This window comes from Massilia oculi (assembly GCF_017582745.1).
Taxonomy (GTDB): Bacteria; Pseudomonadota; Gammaproteobacteria; order Burkholderiales; family Burkholderiaceae_D; genus Telluria; species Telluria oculi_A.
In genome coordinates this window covers 121,808-143,513 of record NZ_JAFVIM010000012.1, presented here as the reverse complement: position 1 = coordinate 143,513, position 21,706 = coordinate 121,808, and the positions used below count along the sequence as shown (strand labels likewise).

At 66.4% G+C, this 21,706-nt stretch carries 20 protein-coding genes and 1 pseudogene; 12 read left to right on the top strand and 9 right to left on the bottom strand.

What is annotated here, in order from left to right; all coding sequences use genetic code 11:
- Positions 1–53: 53 nt before the first annotated feature.
- From J3U95_RS15535 to J3U95_RS15505, 7 genes are all read left to right on the top strand, one after another.
- Complete coding sequence (locus tag J3U95_RS15535; protein WP_208279491.1) at positions 54–3,200, top strand: polymer-forming cytoskeletal protein; 3,147 nt, start codon at positions 54–56, stop codon at positions 3,198–3,200.
- Complete coding sequence (locus J3U95_RS15530) at positions 3,200–3,682, top strand: GspH/FimT family pseudopilin (protein WP_208279489.1); 483 nt, start codon at positions 3,200–3,202, stop codon at positions 3,680–3,682. Before J3U95_RS15535 ends, J3U95_RS15530 begins: the two co-directional genes overlap by 1 nt.
- A complete protein-coding gene (locus J3U95_RS15525) occupies positions 3,672–4,151 on the top strand; it encodes a type II secretion system protein (RefSeq protein WP_208279487.1) in 480 nt (159 codons plus the stop codon). The genes J3U95_RS15530 and J3U95_RS15525 overlap by 11 nt, the downstream gene beginning before the upstream one ends.
- Positions 4,130–5,011 (top strand): prepilin-type N-terminal cleavage/methylation domain-containing protein, encoded by an 882-nt coding sequence (locus J3U95_RS15520; protein WP_208279485.1) that lies wholly within the window; start codon positions 4,130–4,132, stop codon positions 5,009–5,011. The genes J3U95_RS15525 and J3U95_RS15520 overlap by 22 nt, the downstream gene beginning before the upstream one ends.
- Entirely contained in the window at positions 5,008–5,496 is a 489-nt protein-coding gene (locus tag J3U95_RS15515) for an MSHA biogenesis protein MshP (RefSeq protein ID WP_208279483.1), read from the top strand. The genes J3U95_RS15520 and J3U95_RS15515 overlap by 4 nt, the downstream gene beginning before the upstream one ends.
- Before the next feature lie 100 nt (positions 5,497–5,596).
- Positions 5,597–6,331, top strand: a complete 735-nt coding sequence (locus J3U95_RS15510; RefSeq protein ID WP_208279481.1) for an SDR family oxidoreductase — start codon at positions 5,597–5,599, stop codon at positions 6,329–6,331.
- A 96-nt stretch (positions 6,332–6,427) separates the two neighbouring features.
- On the top strand, positions 6,428–7,351 hold the full coding sequence (locus J3U95_RS15505) for an AraC family transcriptional regulator (RefSeq protein ID WP_208279479.1): 924 nt from the start codon (positions 6,428–6,430) through the stop codon (positions 7,349–7,351).
- Here the strand turns inward: J3U95_RS15505 and J3U95_RS15500 are convergent.
- Positions 7,348–9,915, bottom strand: a complete 2,568-nt coding sequence (locus J3U95_RS15500; RefSeq protein WP_208279478.1) for a chemotaxis protein CheW — start codon at positions 9,913–9,915, stop codon at positions 7,348–7,350. The two genes, J3U95_RS15505 and J3U95_RS15500, sit on opposite strands and share 4 nt — an antisense overlap.
- 123 nt (positions 9,916–10,038) lie before the next feature.
- Here J3U95_RS15500 and J3U95_RS15495 point away from each other — a divergent pair, with 123 nt between their 5' ends.
- On the top strand, positions 10,039–10,674 hold the full coding sequence (locus J3U95_RS15495; protein ID WP_208279476.1) for an HAD hydrolase-like protein: 636 nt from the start codon (positions 10,039–10,041) through the stop codon (positions 10,672–10,674).
- Positions 10,675–10,684: 10 nt separating this feature from the next.
- On the opposite strand, the gene J3U95_RS15490 is transcribed toward J3U95_RS15495, so the two are convergent.
- Both J3U95_RS15490 and J3U95_RS15485 read right to left on the bottom strand, forming a co-directional pair.
- The gene (locus tag J3U95_RS15490) at positions 10,685–10,888 is read right to left on the bottom strand and encodes a hypothetical protein (protein ID WP_208279474.1); all 204 of its coding nucleotides are present in this window, start codon (positions 10,886–10,888) and stop codon (positions 10,685–10,687) included.
- A gap of 30 nt (positions 10,889–10,918) precedes the next feature.
- Positions 10,919–12,172, bottom strand: coding sequence for an RtcB family protein (locus tag J3U95_RS15485; RefSeq protein WP_307728393.1), 1,254 nt, complete (start codon positions 12,170–12,172; stop codon positions 10,919–10,921).
- A gap of 119 nt (positions 12,173–12,291) precedes the next feature.
- On the opposite strand from J3U95_RS15485, the gene J3U95_RS15480 reads away from it, so the two are divergent.
- Positions 12,292–12,711 (top strand): hypothetical protein, encoded by a 420-nt coding sequence (locus tag J3U95_RS15480; protein WP_229519866.1) that lies wholly within the window; start codon positions 12,292–12,294, stop codon positions 12,709–12,711.
- Between the two features lie 18 nt (positions 12,712–12,729).
- Here J3U95_RS15480 and J3U95_RS15475 read toward each other — a convergent pair whose 3' ends face one another.
- The 3 genes and pseudogenes from J3U95_RS15475 to folE form a co-directional block, all read right to left on the bottom strand.
- On the bottom strand, positions 12,730–13,338 hold the full coding sequence (locus tag J3U95_RS15475; RefSeq protein WP_208279471.1) for a phosphatase PAP2 family protein: 609 nt from the start codon (positions 13,336–13,338) through the stop codon (positions 12,730–12,732).
- 168 nt (positions 13,339–13,506) lie between these two features.
- Positions 13,507–13,782 (bottom strand): annotated as a pseudogene (locus tag J3U95_RS15470) (transposase); the annotation flags it as partial.
- Positions 13,783–13,862: 80 nt separating this feature from the next.
- Positions 13,863–14,429: a GTP cyclohydrolase I FolE gene (gene folE, locus J3U95_RS15465; RefSeq protein WP_109345918.1), complete on the bottom strand. Its 567-nt coding sequence runs from the start codon at positions 14,427–14,429 to the stop codon at positions 13,863–13,865.
- A 143-nt stretch (positions 14,430–14,572) separates the two neighbouring features.
- Between folE and J3U95_RS15460 the strand changes: the two genes are divergently transcribed.
- Positions 14,573–15,484, top strand: a complete 912-nt coding sequence (locus tag J3U95_RS15460; protein WP_208279467.1) for a hypothetical protein — start codon at positions 14,573–14,575, stop codon at positions 15,482–15,484.
- Positions 15,485–15,531: 47 nt separating this feature from the next.
- Here J3U95_RS15460 and J3U95_RS15455 read toward each other — a convergent pair whose 3' ends face one another.
- From J3U95_RS15455 to nudC, 3 genes are read right to left on the bottom strand one after another with little or no spacing between them, the layout of a single operon-like run.
- Complete coding sequence (locus tag J3U95_RS15455; RefSeq protein ID WP_208279466.1) at positions 15,532–16,728, bottom strand: RNA-guided endonuclease InsQ/TnpB family protein; 1,197 nt, start codon at positions 16,726–16,728, stop codon at positions 15,532–15,534.
- Positions 16,719–17,345: an IS607 family transposase gene (locus J3U95_RS15450; RefSeq protein WP_208279464.1), complete on the bottom strand. Its 627-nt coding sequence runs from the start codon at positions 17,343–17,345 to the stop codon at positions 16,719–16,721. The genes J3U95_RS15455 and J3U95_RS15450 overlap by 10 nt, the downstream gene beginning before the upstream one ends.
- 59 nt (positions 17,346–17,404) lie before the next feature.
- Positions 17,405–18,226, bottom strand: coding sequence for an NAD(+) diphosphatase (nudC, locus tag J3U95_RS15445; protein ID WP_208279462.1), 822 nt, complete (start codon positions 18,224–18,226; stop codon positions 17,405–17,407).
- Between the two features lie 255 nt (positions 18,227–18,481).
- On the opposite strand from nudC, the gene J3U95_RS15440 reads away from it, so the two are divergent.
- Both J3U95_RS15440 and J3U95_RS15435 read left to right on the top strand, forming a co-directional pair.
- On the top strand, positions 18,482–20,188 hold the full coding sequence (locus J3U95_RS15440) for a carbamoyltransferase C-terminal domain-containing protein (RefSeq protein ID WP_208279460.1): 1,707 nt from the start codon (positions 18,482–18,484) through the stop codon (positions 20,186–20,188).
- Positions 20,185–21,603 (top strand): N,N-dimethylformamidase beta subunit family domain-containing protein, encoded by a 1,419-nt coding sequence (locus tag J3U95_RS15435; protein WP_208279459.1) that lies wholly within the window; start codon positions 20,185–20,187, stop codon positions 21,601–21,603. Before J3U95_RS15440 ends, J3U95_RS15435 begins: the two co-directional genes overlap by 4 nt.
- Positions 21,604–21,706: the final 103 nt, after the last annotated feature.

The following is a 21,706-nucleotide window of genomic DNA, read 5'->3' as shown; positions in this document are numbered from 1 at the left end:
ACGGCAAGGCGTACACCTGCGGCAACCTGCCGTCATCCGCTTGGGACGATTCAATGGCGATCGTCGACGGCTACAGCGTCCATGTCAAATCCACGGTCAGTCCGGGCTGGGACTATGGCTTGTCGATGTCCGGCACTGCGCGCATGACCAGTGACGGTTCCATCAACCTGAACGGAATCAACCCGGCAAAAATCAGCATTTCCGGCGGTTCGTTCGACGCGGCCGGCGAGTTCACCTTGACCAGGCCGATCCGCGTGACCGCAAATGTGACGGCCGGCTCCATGACGCTCGGCGGCGAAGCGGGTTTCCAGATCACCGGCAATATGGTGTCGAAAGGCGCGGTATCGATCGCCACCAGCGCCATCGTCAACGGCTCGGTCAGCGGCACCCAGGTCACCACCGGTTCGTCGGTCAAGATCAGTGGTAGCCTGAACGCGACGGGGGCGGTGTCGATCGGCTCGAGCAGCAGCGTCGGTGCAGGAGTCACCGGCGCATCCATCACCGCCGACTCGTCGGTCAAGATCGGCGGCAGCCTGACCTCAGCGGGGCGGGTAACGATCGGCTCCAGCAGCAGCGTGGGCTCGGATGTCACCGGTACTTCCATCACTCTCGACGCTTCGGTCACGATCACCGGCGCGGTGAAGGCCAGCGACGTCCTGACGGTCGGCTCGCATTCGACGATCCGCGGACCGATTAGCGGCACGACGTCGATCACGCTCAATTCGCCGTCGACCATCGTCGGCACGGTGACCTCGAAAGGGCCGATCACCATCGGATCGCATGCGAACATCGATGGCACGATCAGCGGCACCATTGTCTCCACCGGTTCGCCGGTCACCCTGAAGGGCAATATCGTCGCCACCAGCCGCTTTACGCTGGCCTCGGGCAGCACGGTCAACGGCGACATCACCTCACCCGAGATCGACATGTATGCGTCCAGCAGCGTCGTCACCGGCAATGTCACGGCGTCCAAATACCTCACCATGGGCCACGCCGTGCGCATCAACGGCGACGTCGATACCGGCCAGCTCAAGCTGGAAGCTTCGGACGCGATTGTCAACGGCAATGCGGCCGTGGACTTCGCGACCCTGTACTGGCATGGTCGCGTGAGCGAGAAAATCTTCTGCAAGAAGGGCACGCGGCCGGGATATTGCGACTGCGTCGACAACCAGAGCGATTATCCGGTCAATACCATCAATGGGCCGCGCTGCGAGAGTCCAAAACCCGTAGGGGGCGCGTTCAGCCACTTCCTCATCGAACACGACGGCAACGACGTCGCTACCTGCTCCACCAAAAACGTCACGGTCAGCGCATGCGCCAATGACAACTGCAGCCAGAAGCTCGCCACTTCCACCAAGGTGATCATGCAGCCGGGCGGGGCCAGCGCCAGCTTTACCGGTTCCGGCACGGTCCAGGTATCGAGCGCCCGCAAGGGCGTCAACAAGCTGTCGCTGACGCTCGACGGCGCGGCCACGCAGTTCAAGTGTTACAACACGAAGAGCAAATCGTCCAACTGCGACGTCAACTTCACGGGCGACGTCGGTTTCCGGATTACCGTGCCGAACCACAAGGCCGGCAACTGGGTGACGGCCGAACTGCAGGCGCTCAGGTCGGACGGCTCCCAATGCAAACCGGCCTTCGTCAATGTCAGCAAGCAGGTCCAGTACACCTGCAGCCATAGTGAGCCGACAAGCGGCGACCTGCCGGTCATGCTCGCCCGCACGAAAACGAATCGCGCCAATCCTGTTGAACTGATGTGCTCAGCCTATAAGCTGGTCCTGTGGGACACCACTTTCGACGACTTCGCCAAAGCGGCGATCGACCTGACCTACACCGACGCCGGCCAGGTGACGCTGAGCGCCAAGACCGATGAGATCAGCGGCGCCGGCAAGTTCACGGTCGCACCGGACCATTTCGACATCGTCACGCCGAGCCCCTTGCGCGCTGGCCTGGACTTCGAGGCGAAGCTCACCGCACGTAACGCAAACGGCGCCACGACACCCAACTTCAACAAGGCCGGCTATCCCGCTACCCCCAATGCGACCCTGACCAAGGTCAGCATGAGCTGTCACACAGGCAGCGGTGTCATGTCGTCTGTCGACACCGAGTTCACCGGTGGCGAGGCGAAGGTCGCGCTCAATTTCCCCGAAGCCGGTTGGATCAATCTGCAGGCAGATTTGCAGAAATTCCTTGGTAGCGGCGAGACGACGACCAGCGCCACCGGCAGCAACGCACCCTGCACGCCCAAGGTCGGTCCCTTCGTGCCGATGTATTTCCAGGTCGAGCTGAACGACACGACCCGCATCCTGAGCAAGGATGGCAAGGACCTCACCTATTACTATTCGCGCGAGCCCATACCGCTCAAGATCACCGCCATGAACGCGAAAGGCGAGCCGACCACCAATTATCCGTCCGCATATGGGTTGGATCACGCGTTTTCGTTGAGCGCCGTCGGCGTCGACGGCGCGCCGCTCAAGGCCGGCCTCGGCGCCCTGGCTGGGACGCTCGCCGCCAGCGACTTCGACAAGGGTGTCGCCAAGCCGACGGCTTCCACGAAGTCGCCCCAGGCGACCTTCCAGTTCACGAATGCGCGTACCGCCCCCACGCAGATCCGCCTGCGCGTGGAGAATAAGGCCGCCGCCGGCGCCCTGCCGGCCGGCCATGTGATCAAGTCGGCGGACGACCCGGCATATGCCGGCCTGGCTCCCGAAAAAGCGCGTCCGGAGATTCGCAGCGGGCGCCTGCGCATCGCCAGCCGCTTCGGCCGCGTCGGCGCCCCCCTCGTGCTGCCGGTCACGGCAGAATACTGGACCGGCCAAAGCTGGGTGCTCAACGACCGCGACGGCTTCTCCCTCGTCCCCACTGGCGCCATCGCGCAAACCGCTTTTGCCGACACCAACGGCAATGGCGTCAAGCCCGAGATCCGCGTTCCCGGCAACGTCCAGCTCAGCGGCGGCAAGGCCGACCTGCAGGTAACCGGCAGCGCGGCGGGCTGGATCGACATCGCCTTCAATCTCGGCGCTGGCACCGCGCAAGACCAGTCCTGCCTGAAGGTCACGCCGGTTCCCGCTACCAGCGGCGCCGGCCTGCCCTGGCTGCAATCGACCGCGGGCTGCGTCGATCCGTCGGGACGCGCCACCTTCGGTATCTTTGCCCCAGAAAGCCGGCGCATCATCCACGTGCGCGAGGTGTTCAATTGATGCCATCGGCGTGGCGGCAGGACGGCTTCACGATGGTCGAACTGATCACGGTGATGGTGCTGATCGGCGTGCTGGCCGCGATCGGCATCCCGCGGCTGATGGGCGAGAACAGCATCAATGCCGTCGTCTTCGGCGACCAGGTGGCCAGCGCATTGCGCACGGCGCAGAAGAGCGCGGTGGCCAAGCGCCGCATCGTGTGCGTGACGACCTTTGAACGACGCGTCGAACTGCGCATCAGCACGGCTGCCGGCACGGCCGGTTGCGAACTGCAGCTCGACGGCGCCGGGGACGGCACGTTCGACAGCCAGGATGACAAGGTCAGCATGAACAACCCGCAGCCCGCCCTGTTCTTCCGTCCCGACGGCACCGTCGCCGCCAAGGCCGGCGATGCACCGCTCGCGGGCTTCGACATCACGGTCAGCGATTCCAGTGGCGTACGGCGCACGATCCACGTCGATGGGAGGACCGGCCTTGTCAATTAAGCGCATGGCCGGGATGACCCTGGTCGAGCTGATCATCGCCATCGTGATCGTGGGCACGGCGCTGGCCGGCCTGGTCGCGGTCTACAACCGCGCCAACGTCGCCAGCGCCGACCCGCTGATCACCCAGCAGATGCTGGCGATCGCCGAGACGATGATGGAAGAGGTCATGCTCAAGCCCTATATGACGGACGGCGGCAACGCTGCACAGCCCGCAGACCGTGCCGCCTATACCGAGATCGAACACTACAACGGGTATGCGACCGCCGGCGGCATCGTGGCCGTGGACGGCAGCGCAGTCGCGGGCCTGGACCGCTACGACGTCGCGGTCAGCGTCACACCGACAACGATGACGAACATCGCCGATACCGCCGATGGCCGGCGGATCCAGGTGGTGGTGACGGAACGCGGCGGCCAGCAATTACAGCTCACCGGATGGAGGACCAGGCCATGGCAGCCAACAACACCATGAAGCGCCTGCCTGCGCGCGGCTTCTCGCTGGTCGAGCTGATCGTCGTCATCGTCCTGATCGGCGTCATCGGCGGCGTGCTGGTCCTGCAGCTGCTGCCGGCGATCCGCAGCTATCTGCTGGTCGGGCAGCGCGCGGCGCTGACCAACCAGGCCGACACTGCCCTGCGCAAGATCGTCGGCGAGGTGCGCAGCGCGGTGCCCAATTCGCTGCGGCTCGGGTCGTCCACGTGCATGGAACTGGTGCCGACCAAGGATGGCGGCCGCTATCGCATGGGTCCCGATACCCAAAACAATAACGCGCCCGGCGACTTCCTCGACGATACCGAAACCAGCAACCGCTTCGACGTGCTGACCGGCTCCGTCAATGCGCCCGTGCCGGGCGACGCCATCGTGATCGGCAACCAGAACACGGACGACGTCTACAAGCCGGTGAACGTCGGCATCGTCAATGCATCGGGCGCCCCCACGAACGCCGCCACCGGTGTCTCCAGCATCACCCTCGATGCCCCCATCCGGGTCCCGCCGGGCTACGATGGCGGACGTTTCGTGGTCGTGCCGAAGGACGAAAAAGTCGTCACCTACCTGTGCCTGGGCGCGCAGATGAACACCGACACCAGCACCGGCGCGGGCAAGCTGTATCGCCTCGCCGACGCGGCCTTCCATCCCGACCCGACCTGCCCGGCCGCAGCGCCGGCCGGCGCCGCGCTGGTGGCCGACAAGGTATCGCATTGCGCCTTCATCTATTCCCCCAACCAGGGCGCGACCCAGGAAAGCGGCTTCATCCAGCTGCAGCTGACCCTGAGCGACAAGGGAGAGTCGGTCCCGCTCACCATCGGCGCCCACGTGGACAACGTGCCATGAGCCAACCGCGCCCACAATCCGGCTTCGCCTATATCGCGGCGATCGTGTTCCTGGTGGTGGTCGCCGGGATCGCGGTGGCCCTGCTGCAGCTGACCAATACCCAGCAAACCACCGTCAACCAGGCCCTGCTCGGCGCCCGCGCCGGCCTGGCCGCGCGCGGCGGCATCGAATGGGTTTACCAGGACCTCGGCAGCCGTTGCACGCAGCCGGGCACCATCACCGACCTCGGCGATTTCGTCAACGACACCGGTTTCCGGGTCAGGGTCACCTGCTCCTACCGCATCTTTCGCGAAGGCGAACACGCCGGGGCCAACGGTGAGCCGGAAGCGACCGTCAAGCATATCTACACGATCCAGTCGGTCGCCTGCAATCGCAATGGCCCTGGCGCCTGTCCGGACGACGTAAGCGTCCCACGGGCCGACTACGTGGAACGGAAACGGATCGCCACCGTCTGCATGACTGCCAACAACCAGTTCTGCTACTAGGATTGTTATCCGCACCGAAACAATGATCTCAGTTTCCCGGAAATGATCTTTTCGCGATAACAGCGCATCATGGACTCTTCAACCAACCCGAGGAGCATCCATGACCCCATCCAGAGTTGCCATCGTCACCGGCGCCTCGCGCGGCATCGGCGCCGCCGTCGCCCGCCGCCTGGCCGAAGACGGCTACCGCATCGCCATCAACTATGCCAGCAATACCGGGGAAGCCGAGAACACTGTCGCCACCCTGTGCGCCGCCGGCCACACGGCCATCGCGGTCCAGGCCGACGTCGCCCAACCCGATCAAGTGCGCGCGCTGTTCGACACCACCGAGCGCGAGCTGGGCAAGGTCGACGTCCTGGTCAACAATGCAGGCATCCTCAAGACGGCGCCACTGGCCGACACCTCCGACGAGCTGTTCGCGCGTACCTTCGCCATCAATGTGCAGGGCAGCTTCAACACCATGCGCGAAGCGGCCGCCCGCCTGAACGAAGGCGGCAGCATCGTCAACTTCTCCAGCAGCGTGGTCGGCCTCAAGCCGCCCGGCTACGCGATCTACGGCGCCACCAAGGCGGCGGTCGAGACGATGAGCCAGATCTTCGCCAGGGAGCTGCGCGGCCGCCGCATCCGCGTCAACGTGGTGGCGCCGGGCCCGGTGGCGACCGAGCTGTTCTTCGACGGGAAGACGCCCGAGCAGATCGCCCATTTCGCCGGGCTGCCGCCGCTGGAGCGCCTGGGCGAGCCGGAGGATATTGCAAGTGTCGTCGCCTTCCTGGCCGGTCCCGACGCCGGCTGGGTGAATGGCCAGGTCTTGCGCGCCAACGGCGGCGTGGTCTAGCCAACTCCGGAGGATTGGGCAAGTCTTGCGGAACATCGTACCCGATGAATGAGGTGTAATAGGGGCACCAATCACCACGCCAAGAGGAGGCCGACAATGCAAGCGATCCGTGACCTCGCCAACCTGATCGCCCGCCATGCGCCCGACGAAGGCATGCACCGGAGCCAGGTGCCGGGCATGTGGCTGATCCGCAGCGACCGCACCACCGAACCGCTGCACGTGGTGCATGCGCCGGCGGTCTGCATCATCGCCCAGGGAGCCAAGCTGGTGTCGCTGGCCGGCAGCGATTTTCATTACGATCCGGCCAAGTTCCTGGTGGTGTCGGTGGACCTGCCGGTGACCGGCTGCGTCACCCAGGCCAGCGCAGAAGAACCCTATCTGTGCCTGCGGGTCGACCTCGACCCGCAAATGCTGGCCGCGCTCGACCTCGAACTGCCGGGACGCTCCCTCCCGCGCGCACGCGGAGGGGCATCGTCGCGCGGCCTGTTCCTGAGCGAGACCACGCCCGGCCTGGCCGACGTCGCGGCGCGCCTGGTGCGCCTGCTGGAGGCGCCGCAGGACATCCCGGTCCTGGCCCCGCTGCTGCTGAAGGAGCTCCACTATCGCCTGCTCACCGGCAAACACGCCGACGTGGTGCGCCATATCGCTCGCGGCGAAGGCCGCATGGCCCAGGTGACGCGCGCGATCTGCTGGATCAAGGACAACTTCAACCGCCCGCTGAGCGTGGAGCGCCTGGCGGGCGACGTGGGCATGAGCTCATCGACCCTGCACGAGCACTTCAAGTCGGTGACGTCGATGAGCCCCCTGCAATACCAGAAGCAGCTGCGCCTGCAGGAGGCGCGGCGCCTGATGCTCACCGGCGCCAAGGACGCGGCGCGCGCCGGCCATGCGGTCGGCTACGAGAGCAGTTCGCAGTTCTCGCGGGAATACGCGCGCTTCTTCGGCCTGTCTCCGGGGCGCGACTCGACGCGGTTGCGTCAGTCGCTCGATGGCGCCAGTCTGCTGCAGGCGATGCGCTAGGCAGCCACCGGCGCGCCGCAGACCCGTTCCAGGATGCGCTGCGCGCTGAGCTCCTGGATCAGCAGCTCGCCGCCGTTCGCCTTGATCAGGCTGGCCGCCAGCGCGGCGTCGTCGCCTGCCAGGCCGATCGGGGTCGACGCCGTCGGATCGAAGCGCTGCACCGAATGCACGTCGTCCACCAGCAGGCCGACCGTGGTGGCGCCGTGGCGCACGAGAATCACCTGCCCGTCCGCGCGCGGCGCATGCGGGCGGCTGGAGACCAGGCGCGCCAGGTCGAACACCCACACGAAGCCTGGTCGTCTTCCTTGGCCAGCAGGCTGCCCAGGCTCGGCCTCGACGTCCAGCATGCCGATGCGCGCGCCGTCCGTCGGCGGCGTGCGCTTGACCCGGCAAAAAGGCAGCGCCTCGATCACGGCCGCGGCGTCCAGCGCCATCAGCGCGCCGGCCACCTGGAACAGCGCATAGTCGCGTCCATGCTCGTGCTCCGACCTTACGCGTTCGGCGCCGGCCAGCGCCGCCAGCTCGTTCTCCTCGCGCACCGGCCCGAAGGATTGCAGCAGCACCGACAGCACCGGCTCCTCGCGGCTGGCGCCGGCGCGGAACTCGCGGTAGCCCGCGGCGCGCGCGCAGGCCGCCACGCAGTAGTGGCCGGCATGTTCCACGATGCGGCGCGCGGCGCCGTGCCGCGCCGCCGCGTCCAGCAATGAACGATCGAGCGCCAGCCGCGTCCCGGCCGGCCAGGCCGGGTCGGTGCCGCACAACACGCGGCCGTCGGGGCTGACCAGGAAGGCCTGCATGTCGGCGCGGCCGGCGACGCCGCTGTCGAGCATATTGCGCAGTTCTACCGCGCTGTCGAACACGATGCCGATGCCGCCCACCACCGTCGCGTCGCGCTCCGGATGGCGGATCGCCGCGTGATAGACGAAGGTCGGCCGGCCGTCGTACAGCGCCGATGCGCCGAACGGTTCGACGTAGTGGTCCATCTCGCTGCGCAGGCCGCACACGGCGCCCAGGGTATCGCCGGCGACGTGGCTGCCCACCACCTCCTGCGAACCGGTGGCGGCCACGATGCGGCCGCTGCGGTCGTACACGAACAGGCGGCTGTAGACCGTGTACAGGCCGTTGATGTGGCCCAGCAGCGCGCCGATCGCCTCGGCCTGCCGCGGGTCGTCGCCGTCGGCCAGCGCCTGGCGCAGCTGGCCGGCCAGGGCCCACCAGCGGCAGTCGTTGGCGCGCTCGTACAGGCTGCGGTCCAGCATGTCGACCAGCAGCTGGGCGGTGGCGCCGGCCTCCTGCAGGCTCGACGCCAGCACGGTCTGGTACAGGCCCTGGATCGACTGCGAGAAAGCCTCGTCGCTGCGCTCGCCCGTTTCGGTGATCTGGTCGAGCACCGGATCCAGGCGACCGCTGCTAATACCTGCAGCGGCGCCGCTGCTGGTCACCTTGCCGTTCCAGACGATGCGCTTGATCGCCTGGGTGGCGCCAAGCACCGACGACATCAGCGCATGCAGCGCCGGGCTGAAGGTGTGGGCATGCGACAGCAGTCCCTGCAGCATGCGCGGCGCCAGCTGCGCCGCCGCGTCCGGATGCGCGCCGCGGAAGGCCAGCTCGAGCGGCACCATCACTTGCGCCTTCCAGCCGGGCGGGCCGGGATAGCCCTGGTAGCCCTGCGAGATGCCGGTGGCGACCAGGTATTCGCGGCCGGCGAACAGGCGCGGCGCCAACTCGCCGTCGAGATTGACCGGCACCTGCACGCCGGGCGCGATCCACAGCGGATCGAGGCTCTTGACGACGCGGTCGTCGGCATCGAGCAGCAGCATATTGGCGCGCCGGTCGGCGCCGCCGTAGGCCTTGAAGATCGCGTCCAGCTCGTGTTCGAAAGAAAAACTCAGGCACAGCACGCCGAGGATGGCGCCGCTGTCGGGATCGCGCATGGCCTGCGAGTACAGCAGCGCATGCGGCGCAGCGGGACGCAGGTCGCTGGCGCGGAAGGTCTCCACATAGCCCGATGCCGCCAGGGTGGCCGCTACCAGGGGATCGCTGCTTCGCTCCAGCGTGGCGCCGGCATCGGCCCGCAGCAGCACCGCGCCGTCCGGCGCCAGCAGCACGATGTCGTCGTACACGGTGTACTTGTCGCGATAGGCCACCAGGCGCCGGCGCACCGCCTCGCGGTCCGGCGCCTCGCCGGCGGCCAGGCGCGCCAGGAAGCGGCACAGATCGAGGTCGGCCGCCAGGAAGCCCACGTCGGCCGTGCGTTCGAACAGGTTACGCACCAGCAGGTCGAGCGCGTACTGGGTGCGCGTGGCGGCCTCGCGCATTACCTGGCGCACCTTTTCGGACACCATATTGGCGACCAGGTCGCGCTCCAGCTGCACCAGGCCGGTGCGCGTGGCCAGCACGGCCGGCAACAGCAGGCGCGCCTCGAGCGGGCAATTCATCTTCGCGGACGCCTCGATCAGGCGCCATGTCTGGTGCAGCTCATGCAGCGCCGCCTGGCGCTTCACGACATCCTGCATGTAGGGCAGGAAGTTCTCCACCAGATCGGTATCGGGTTCTTGGTTCATGGGAGGAAGGGTTAAAATCTACTTCCCGTTAAGCAAGACGCATGCCATTCGGTTTCGATGGCGTCGTCCCATGGCCGCCCTCTCCTATAATCGGGCCATGACCACTTTTTCCCGGCTCCCCGCATGAGCTACCGCCTGGCGATCTTCGACTTCGACGGCACGCTGGCCGATTCCTGGCCCTTCTTTTTGAGCGTGTTCAACGATATCGCCGACCAGCATGGTTTCCGGCGCGTCGACGCCGAGCAGGCCGAGCGGTTGCGTCACTACGGTCCGCGCGACGTCATGCGCCACGTCGGCATGCCGGCCTGGAAACTGCCGTTCGCCTCGCGCTCCTTCATCGACCACATGCGCGCCGTCACCGGTTCGGGCCGCATCCCGCTGTTCGACGGCATCGGCCCGACCCTGCACGCGCTCGACCGCGCCGGCGTGCGGCTTGCGGTGGTGTCCTCGAATGCCGAGGAAAACGTGCGCGCCGTGCTCGGCCCCGAGCTGGCGGCCCTGATGCGGCAGTACGAATGCGGCATGTCGATCTTCGGCAAGGCCGCGCGCATCCGCAAGGTGGTACGGCGGGCAAGCACGCCGCCCTCGCAGGCGCTGTACGTGGGCGACCAGACCACGGACGCCGACGCCGCGCGCCGCGCCGGCATCGCCTTCGGCGCGGTCAGCTGGGGCTATGCGCCGATCGAGACGCTGCGCCGGGTGGCGCCGGAGCGCGAGTTCGGCGCGCCGGCCGACCTGCTGTCGCTGGCAAGACGGTAGGTATCGGCCTTCAGCTGCCGAAGTCGGCGTTGCGTTCGACCGCCTTGCGTACCGCCGTGACGAGGCCGGCATAGCTGCCGGCGCGGCACAGGTTGTCGGGCGGCGTGGATGGCGCCGGGTTGCGCTCAAAATCGCGCTCCGGATCGCACACCTCGGCGCGTGGCGCAACCGGCGCGTTGCCGGGACGGGCAGTCAGGCTCTGGTCTTCAGTCATGGACAGGCTCGCTTGTGGAAGATGGGGGCGTTATCCCTTCACGCAGACCACCTGCTTGAGGGTATGGACCACGTCGACCAGCTCGCGCTGGGCGTGCATCACGGCGTCGATGTCCTTGTAGGCCATCGGGATTTCATCGATCACGCCTTCGTCCTTGCGGCACTCGACCCCGCGCGTGGCGCGCTCCTGGTCGGCCACCGTGAAGCGGCGCTTGGCTTCGGTGCGGCTCATCACGCGTCCCGCGCCATGGCTGCAGCTGTTGAAACTTTCTGGATTGCCCTTGCCGCGCACGATGAAGCTGCGCGCGCCCATCGAGCCGGGGATGATGCCCAGCTCGCCTTCGCGCGCCGACACCGCACCTTTGCGCGTGATCAGGACGTCCTTGCCGAAGTGTCGCTCGCGCTGCACATAGTTATGGTGGCAATTGACTGCTTCCACATGCGTCTCGAAAGGCTTCCTGATCACGCTGCGCACCGCGCCGATCAGGTTCTGCATCATGACTTCGCGGTTGATGCGCGCGAACTTCTGGGCCCAGCCGACCGCCTCGACGTAGTCGTCGTAGTGCCGGGTGCCTTCTTCGAGATAGGCCAGGTCCTGGTCCGGCAGGTTGACCATGTGGCGCCGCATGTCCTGGCGCGCCAGCTCGATGAAATGGCTGCCGATCGCATTGCCCACGCCGCGCGAGCCGGAATGCAGCATCAGCCAGACGAAGTTTTCCTCGTCCAGGCAGACCTCGACGAAGTGGTTGCCGCTGCCCAGGGTGCCCAGGTGCTTGTAGTGGTTCGCATGGCGCAGCTTCGGCGTTTTGCGGCAGATCTCGTCGAACTCATCCTTGAGCCTGGCCCAGCCGGCATCGACGGCCGCCGGCGGCTTGTCCCAGGAACCGGTGTCGCGGCCCCTGGCGTTGCGTGTCTTCGGCGACATGCCATGCGGCACCGCCTGCTCGATGGCGCTGCGCAGCTTGCCCAGGTTGTCGGGCAAGTCGTCGGCGCGCAGCGTGGTCTTGGCGGCCATCATGCCGCAGCCGATGTCGACGCCGACCGCGGCCGGGATCACCGCCCCCAGGGTCGGGATCACGCTGCCGATCGTCGATCCCTTGCCAACATGGACGTCGGGCATGACGGCGACGTGGTGGAAGACGAACGGCAGTTGCGCCAGTTTCGACAACTGTTCCTTCGCTTCAGGCTCGACCGGCACACCCCGGGTCCACATCTTGACGGGGCGACCATCCGCGGGGCGCTCCCCTTGGCCAGTGCCGAGCACTTCGTAGTCGTTCTGTTCCATGCGGCGCATGATGGCGCAAAACGCCGATCCATGCTGTCCGCCTGAATTGGCCCCGCCCTTATCGCTATTGCTATACTCGGCACACCACACTGTTGCATGAATGAACAATGACTCTGCCGATGCGTCTTCCCCTCATCCTCCTGGCTCCGCTGCTGCTGACCGGCTGCTTCATCGAGACGGCCACCTATTCCATCGATCCCCTTACCGATCATGCGATCACGCTCAGGGTCGAAAAGGAAAATTTCTGGACCAAGGAAGGAACACTGCGCGTGACCATGTCGCGTCTGCCGGAATGCCAGCGCCAGCTCGAGCTGGGTTCGGTATGGCTGTCGGGTCTGCAGGTCGAGTTGTTCGGCAACGGCAACAACGTGTATACCTTGCGCGCCGACGATCAGGCCTGGCAGATCGACACCACGGACTGCACCGGCCAGGAGGCGCCGGATGCCGACGCCATCACCGGCCTGCCGCTGGGGATTTTCGAACTCGGCGAAGACAACAAACTGACCTTCGAAAAGCCGGAAGCGTCGAGCGGCGAGTAATCAGCTGGTTCCGACAATTCAGGGCCGCAGCCAGCCGCGCCCGATCGGCAGCGCCAGCAACCGGTGATAGACCAGCTCGAGCGCCGGCAGCGCCCGCGCGCAGGCGGCCTGGGCCAGCGGCGTATAGGCCAGCAGCGCGAAGCCGCCCGACACCAGCAGCGCCCCGATCATGTCTTTCGGCCAATGCACGCCGAGATAGACGCGCGACCAGGCCACGATCAGCGACAGCGGCAGCATCACCAGTCCCAGGCTGCGCGCCAGCGGCACGCGGCTGAAGGCCAGCACCAGCGCCACCGAAAAGATGCTGGTCGCGTGGTCGCTGGGGAAGGAGCTGTCGGGAGCATGCAGCAGGAAGGTATGGCCGACCTCGGCCACGAAAGGACGCGGGCTGTACCACAGGTGGCCGATCATGGCGTTCAGGGTCAGCGCACAAGCCGCCGCCAGGAAGGCGCGCAGCGCGACCTCGCGCCGCGGACCCGTTCCGCTGGCCCACAACAGCACCAGGGAAAACGGCACCAGGAAAATCAGCCATTCGGCCGCAAACATAGCCCCCAGCAATTGCCAGCCAGTCAGATCAGCATGGGCATTCAGGACGGAAAACAGGATGAGGTTGACGTGCTCGATCATGGCGCGGGACTATTGATGAAAAATTGATAACTTTTTCCATAGCTTAGCCCATCCATTCCTGCGCACCTTTGGCAAAGTGCAACAGAATGTGACAAAAAGGTGACAGCCTTGAGGCGGTGCCTAGCGTTTGTGCAGCAAGGAGCGTAGTTGGGTGAGTTCGGCCTGCCTTCCCGCTTTCTCCAGCACACTTTCGAGCAGCGACTGGCCGTTCTCGCGCTGCATGGTCCACTGGGTGAAATATTCGTGCACGGTGCGCCAGGGTGGGTAGCCGGGCGGCATCGCGCGCCAGGTGGTGCCGGTGTGCAGGAAGTACAGCACGGCGCAGAACACATCGTACAAATCATGCTTGCGCGGCCGCGTCTTGCGCCGGGCTGCCTCGAGCATGGCGCGTATCGCCTCGAACTGCTCGCGGGGAATATCGCTGGGATAGGCTGGACGATCCATACTGACCTCCAAAACAACTTGGAGGTCCTGATCTGGAACAGGTTCCCGTTGTATTTACAAGGTAACCTATTCCCGGGATCTCAGTCGCGCGCCAGTGCGAGGAACTCGGTGCGCAGCGCCAGGTTCGGTTGCAGCTCGCCCAGCAGGGTCGAGGTGATGGTTTCTTCGCCGATGGCGCGGATGCCGCGGCTTTCCATGCACATATGGCGGCACTTGACGACGACGCCGACGGCCTTCGGTTCCAGCACTTCCATCAGCGCATTGGCGATCTGCATCGTCATGCGTTCCTGCACCTGCAGCCGCTTGGAGAAGATATCGACCAGGCGGGTCAGCTTGGACAGGCCCACGATCTTCCCGTTCGGCAGGTAGCCGACGGTGGCCTTGCCGAAGAACGGCGCCAGGTGGTGTTCGCAGTGGCTGTAGACCGGGATGCCGCGCACCACGATCAGTTCATTGTATTCCTCGGCGCCATCCTCGAACGCCTTGAGCACTTCCACCGGATCCTGGTCATAGCCCGAGGTCCAGTGTTTCCAGGCTTTCGCGACGCGCGCCGGCGTTTCGACCAGGCCCGGACGTTCCGGATTTTCGCCCAGGCTGGTCAGGAGACGACGCCAGTCGTGTTCGGTGAAAGCTTCTTTGTCAGACATGGTGCACCTTAAAAAAACGATTGCCGCAAGTATATAGGGAAGCACTGTCGCCGGCTGGCGGCCGCCCTATTCTTGAGGAAAATTAAATCCGATACGACACAGATCGCTTAGCGTTGAGCGTGGTTCCAGCCTGGGAGAGCGCTATGTTCGGCAGCACGGTTCTGGAAGTCGCCATCGGCCTGGCATTTTGCTACGGCACCCTCGCGCTGGTCGTCACCACGTTGCAGGAGGCATTGGCAGCAAGCTTCCACCTGCGCGCCGGCATGCTGCAGGACGCCGTCAAGCGCATGCTGAACGATCCCCGCTTCGAGGCCACGGCGCGGGTGCTGTACGCGCATCCGCTGGTGAACCCGCGCGCCGGCGGGCTCGATCCCGGTGCGCGCCTGCCCGCCAGGCTCCGCCCATCCTACATCGAACCGGCAAACTTCGCGATCGCGCTGGTCGACGCCATCCGCGGCAGCCAGGGCTCGCTCGAGGCCGACATCGCCGCCGTTCCCGATCCCCAGCTGCGGCGCACCCTGCAGACCCTGTACCAGCAAGCGGGTGGCGACCTGCAGCGCTTCCAGGCGGCCCTTGCCGGCTGGTTCGAAACCGCCATGGAACGCCTGTCCGGCGTCTACAAGCGGCGCCAGCTCTTGATCTCGTTCCTGGTCTCGCTGCTGCTGACGATCCTGTTCAACATCGACAGCATCCACCTGTTCCAGACCCTGTGGCAGCATCCCGCCATGGCAGCCCACATCACCGCCGTGCCCGACGGGCTGGACGCCGAGGTGATGGCGCAGCTGTGGGTACTGCCGATCGGCTGGCAAACCTTTCCGCCGGTGCTCGATGCCGGCTTCGCGCTGCAGGCCTCGGGCTGGCTGGTCACCGCCAGCACCACCCTGTTCGGCGCGCCGTTCTGGTTCGACATCCTGCAGCGCGCGATCAACCTGCGCAGCACCGGCGCCAAGCCGGCTCCGCTCAATGTCGAACAGGCCATGGCGCCCACGCCGGCGCCGGCCGCCGCGCGTGCGCCGGATGGCGTGACCGTGGTGGTGGCGCCGGTCCAGTCCTGAGCGCGCTGCCCTGGATGTGCCGTTCCTTCAAACTTGCGCAAAGCTATTCATAGTTCACTTTGCTGTTGAATTCCTGCTTCACAGGGGCCGGTTTCACCTCGCACTTGACGCGCGAGGCCAGCGCCTGCCCCTCCACAGGCCGATGCGGTGGAACTCACCGCCATGTTTTTCAGGTTGATTGCTGCGTTCACGTCCCGGTCGTGCAGTGCGCCACAGCCGGGACAACGCCAATGGCGAACCGTCAGTGGGAGCACATCCATCCGGTAGTCACAGCACGAGCATGTCTTGCTGCTCGGGTACCAGCGATCCACCACAATGACCTGACCGCCGCGCTGCGCCGCCTTGTATTCCAGCTGGCGGCGCAGTTCACGAAATCCCATGTCAGCGATCGCCCGGGCCAGGCAACGATTTCCGAGCATGCCCTTCACGTTCAGGTCTTCGATACCGATGGTGTGGAAATGGCGGGTGATATACGTGCTCAACTGATGCAGGCCATTGCGCCTCAAATTGGCGATCCGGGCGTATAGCTGGGCAAGCCTGGCTTTCGCCTTCGCACGATTGCGCGATCCTTTAACTTTGCGTGAGACCTCGCGCGACAGGCGTTGCAGCCGGGCGAGCAGTGTGCCCAACGCTTTCGGGCCTGTAAAAAGTTCACCGGTCGATAGCGTGGCCAGCGCCGAGACACCGAAGTCGACTCCCACCGCGCCTTGGGTTTCGGCTGGCGATTGAGGTTGATCCTTGATGTCAACGGTGATGCTCGCGTACCAGTGACCCGCAACCCGGCTGATCGAAGCCGAGATGATGCGCCCGGAGAAACGCAGGGATTCGTGCATGCGGACCCATCCCAGTATTGGAATGTGGATGCGCTTCTCCTCGACACGGAACTGGTCATTGCTTAATGTAAATCGATCGTCACGGCCCTTGCGGCGAAAGGTGGGATAGCGGGCACGACCTTTGAAGAAATTCTTGAATGCTTGACCCAACTGGATGATCGCCATCTGCGGTGCGTTCTTGGTCACCTCCAGCATCCAGGGGAATTGCTCGCGCTTGATCGCGTTGAGCTGGCTCCGCAAGGCCGCCTCGGTTGGCTTGTCCACCGCAGGATCGACCTTGCTGGCCTCGTACTGCCGCTTCCACTGAACCAAGGCCCAGTTATAGGCGAAACGTGCAGTGCCGGCGGCACGCGCCAGGTATGTCGCCTGGACATTGTTCGGATCGAGTCGGATGCGATGGGCTAGGTACATTGCGACTCCTTGACTGCTGCGCGCACGCCATCGATCAGTTTCTGGTTTCGGTGACTTCGGCTTCCATAGAGACGGACCGAGAAGACGGTGATGATCTCGAGTACATCGCTGGCTAGCTCCTCTTCGAAATTGGTGTCCTCGCCCTGATTGATGATGACCACTTCGACCTGCCTTGCCTGGCACAGGGAGAAAATCAGCTCTGCGCCAAAACGCAGCAGCCGGTCCTTGTGCGTCAAGACCAGGCGTCCAACCTCATCTTCGACAATCCCATCGAGCAAACGTTTCAAGCCCTTCTTGCGATAGTTCATGCCCGACCCAAGGTCGGCAATCATATCGAACGCCCATCCATGACTGGCGCAGTACAATTCGAGTACGCGCTTTTGCCGCTCCAGGTCCGCCTTTTGATCATGACTGGACACCCGAGCATAGGCGACAGTCTTGCGCACCGCCGACGCATCGCCTTGCACTACAGGACGCAAGGCGGCCAAGTCATACCGGCGCTGTCCTCCTTCTGTTCGCGCAGGGGTGAGCCGACCGCTGGCCTCCCACCGACGCAAGGTACTGGTCGAGACACCGAGGGCTTGCGCAGCCATGCTGATGGAAACGAACTTGTTCATAATGCATAAGACTGCATAAAATTAAACAAGTTCTCGTCTAACTGTTAAAACCCCGTGAGTTAACGGCCGGGCGGGCGATGGGCGTCCACCAGGACGCTCGAGATCGACATCTGCGGCACCCGCTCCGGCCATTCGTCGTCCGGGCCGAACCAGCGCGCTTCCGCGATCTCGCTGGTGTCGACCCGAATCTCGCCCTCGAGGTAGTCGGCCGTAAAGGCCAGCATCAGCGAATGCGGGAACGGCCACGACTGGCTGGCGAAGTAGCGCAGGTTGTGCACACGCAGGCCCACCTCTTCGAACACCTCGCGGTGGATCGCTTCCTCGATCGACTCGCCCGCTTCCAAAAAGCCGGCCAGCGGCACGAAGCGCTGCGTCGCATGCTGCAGGTGCTTGGCCAGCAGCACCGAGTCGCCCTTGCGGATCAGGACCATCATGGCCGGCGAGATGCGCGGATAAGCCATGTGGCCGCAATTGACACACTTGAAGCAGCGCTCGCCGACGGCCAGCACGGTGCCGCTGCCGCACACGCCGCAGAAGCGGTGGGTGCGCGCCCACTCGGCCACTTGCGCCGCGCGTCCGGCGACGCCCACCAGCGCCTCGTCGATCACCCCGAACAGCGCACGCAGGCCGCGCCAGGCATGGCCTGGCGGCAGCGCGGGTTCCAGGTCGAACCAGCCGGCCTGGCAATACCGCCCATCCAGCAAGCCCAGCGGCTGCAGCGTGTCGGGCGCCACGCCCATGCGCTCCAGCGCCGCCGCGTCCGGCAATGCCGGCCCGTCTTCGCGCACCAGGAGCTGTCCCTTGTGGAACATGAAGTTCAGGGGTTCCGGATCGGGATGCGGCGCGAACAGCGGCGTGAAGGAGGCGGGCGTCTGGAGCATGGTCGGGAGGATGGTGGCCGGGATCCAATGATGATACCGCCTTTCCCGGCAACGTACAGGCGCCGGCCCGGCGCGCTTGGCCGGATTCGCCGCGTGGCCGCGAACTAATCCTGAACGGTCGCGCTCAAAGAATGGCTGACCACCGCATGTCGACCGTTGCATGCCGCCCGCTGCTTGCGATCCGGCATGCGACACCGGCTTTCGCCCCCGGTGTTCAACCCACCGATCCGCCGCTGCGCTAACCAGGAGAAGACGATGGACGATACCCCCGTTGTGCTCGGCATAAACCGCGACCGGCATGCGAGCGTCTGCCTCATGCACGGTTCGCACGTGCAATGGGCCATCCAGAAAGAGCGCCTCACGCGCCACAAGCACCACCCTGGAGAACCGGGCGACATGGACGCGTTCTACCTGCCCCACCTGTCCGGTCTCGAGCGACCGCTCGACGTGCTGGTCGAATGCCATGCATCCAGCGGGATTGCCGACGAGCCGGCCGGCGAGGTGGCCGGCGAGGGGGCCAGCGAGGGGGCCAGCGAGGTGGCCAGCGAGGTGACCAGTGAAACGAGCTGCAGCGACGGCGACCCCGCGCTCGTCTTCGCCCGCGGTGCGCGGCGCGCCCGTATCCCGCAGCATCTGGCGCACGTGGTTGGCGCCTTCCATCCGTCTCCGTTCCGCGAGGCGGCGGTGATGGTCGTGGGCGGCCAGGGCAGCCTGGGGGCCGACGGGCGGCGCGAAGTCGCCTCCTGCCATCGCGTCGACCGCGAACGCATCGCCCCCATCGGCCGGCAACTGAGAGGCGATGGCGACCAGCATGCCGCCGGGCTCGGCATGTTCTACGCCAGGCTCACCCAGGCGCTGTTCCCGGGCCAGGGCAACGAGGGCAAGGTAACCGACCTGGCCCCCTACGGCGATCCGCACGCGCTCGGCCTGCCGCCCCTCGCGGTCGAAGGCATGCAGGTCGCCATCCCGCACGCCTGGCCCGTGCTGCTTCAAGAAGCCGAGCGTTTCCGCTTCGGCTCGCCCAAGGCCAGCTTCACCGATTGCGCCAACCTGGCGGCGGCCGGCCAGCGCGCTTTCGAAGAAGCGCTGCTGGCGCTGGCGCGCTGGCTGCACGGGCGCACCGGCCTGGACGACCTGTGCCTCACCGGCGGCGCCGCCTTCAATGGCGCGGCCAATGCGCGCCTGCTGCGCGAAGGCCCGTTCCGGCGCGTGTTCGTGCCGCCGGCGCCGGGCGCGGCCGGCGCTGCCCTCGGCTGCGCCATCTACGGCCTGCTCGAGCTGGCCAGCCGCAGCGTCGACTTCCGCTGGACCCACGACTATCTCGGTCCGGCGCCCCAACTGGCCGACATCGAGGCGGCGCTCGATGGCGCGAGCGACCTGATCGTCGAGCATCCGCGCGGGCGCGACGCCCTGTGCGCGCGCATGCTCGACCTGCTGTGCTCGGGACGGGTCGTCGGCCTGTACCAGGGCCGCAGCGAATTCGGACCGCGCGGGCTGGGCCATCGCAGCATCCTGGCCGATCCGCGCCGCGAGCGCATGCGCGACTGGATCAATGTCCGCGTCAAGGAACGCGAGTGGTTCCGGCCCTTCGCCCCCATCGTGGCCGAAGAGCGCGCGTCCCAGTATTTCGACCTGCAGGCGCCATCGCCCTTCATGCAGTTCGCGGTCCCGGTGCGCAGCAGCGTGATGCCGCTGCTGGCGGCGGTCACCCACGTCGACGGCAGCGCGCGCCTGCAAACGGTCGGCCCCAGCGACGATCCGGTGCTGCGCGCCCTGCTGGCCGGCTTCGAAGTACGCACCGGGGTGCCGGTGCTGCTCAATGCTTCCTTGTGCGACAGGCACGAGCCCCTGGTCGAGACGCCGCAAGAGGCGGTCGCCACCTTCCGCCGCCTGCCCCTGCACGGCCTGGCCATGCCGCCCTACCTCGTCATGAAGCGCCACGAACCCGGGCTGCCGGCATGATCCGCGGCTATCCACGCCATGCCAGCATCTGGCCCGGCGAACGCCTGCAACTGCACGTGTCGACCGACCGGCCGCGCTTTCGCACCGCACTCTACCGCTGGGGCGACGGCTTCAAGCCCGTCATGCGCAGCGACTGGCTGCCCGGCAAGCATGCCCTCGATGCCGGCCCGGCCGACGACTGGCACTGGCCCCACTACTCACTGGCGCTGGGCCCGCCCCTGCGCTCCGGCGTCTACCTGGCCCAGCTCGAAGACGCCGGCCCACGCCCGCCGCGGCTCGATCAGGATGCCGGCGCGGCCCTGTTCGTGGTGCGGGCAGAACCCGATGCCGTGCCCCCGCCCCCATCCGACGTGCACCTTGCAGGCGCCCCGGACGCCGGCCGCCGCCCCACGCGGCGCCTGTTGTACAAGCTGCCGCTGGCCACCTACCACGCCTACAACCGCAGCGGCGGCGGCTATTACGCGACGGCGGCGCAGCGCGCCGGGATGCCGCTCGGGGCCCGCGTCTCGCTGCGCAGGCCGGGCGGCGGCATCGGCGGCCCGGTCTGGGGCGCCCCCGACCACTACGACTGCCGCTCGCCGCGCCAGACCTTCGCCCACTGGGACGCCCGCTTCGTACGCTGGCTCGAGCGCAGCGGCTACGCGGTCGACTATTGCACCGACCTCGACATCCATGCCGATCCCGCCCTGCTCGGCCGCTACCGGCTGCTGGTCGGCGCCGGCCACGACGAATACTGGACCGAAGCGCGCCGCGACGCCGTCGAAGCCTTCGTCGAAGGCGGCGGCAACGTCGCCTTCTTCGGCGCCAAGCTGTGCTGGTGGCGCATCCACCTGGTCGACGGCGGCACCGCCCTGGTCTGCCGGCAAGACGGACCGCAGGATGCGCATGACCACTGGTGGCAGCCGGACGGCGCCGCCCGGCCAGAAGACAGCCTGAGCGGCGCCAGCTACCGCCACGGCGGCGGCTGGCGCGACGGCCCGCGCCAGACCGGCGGCTTCCGGGTCCAGGATGCCAGCCACTGGGTATTCGCCGGCACCGGCCTGGCGCAGGGCGAGCGCTTCGGGCACGACACCTGGCCGCCCCTTGCCGGCCATGCCTGCGACGGCGCCCCGCTCGCCGCCTTCGACCACGACAGCGGCAAGGCGACCCTGTCCGCCTGGTGCGACCGCGCCGGCACGCCGCACGGCTACCAGGTGCTGGCGGCCTGCCACCTCGACCGCCACTGGCAAGATCTTCCGCCGCGCGAGCGGCACGCCGCCCGCGAAGGCATCCACGCCGCCACCCTGGGCATCTACCAGCGCGGCGGCACCGTGTTCTCGGCCGGGACCACCGACTGGGCGCAAGTCATCGACGGGCCGCGCGACCGCCGCGTCGAACGCATCACGCGCAATGTGCTCGACCGCTTGCTGGCATGAGGCAAGTCCGCTGGCGCAGGCATGGGCCGGCACAGCTAACGCAACAAGATGGAACATCGGCGAACGACAAGAATTCGCGACGATGAAAAACGAGAGTGAGAGG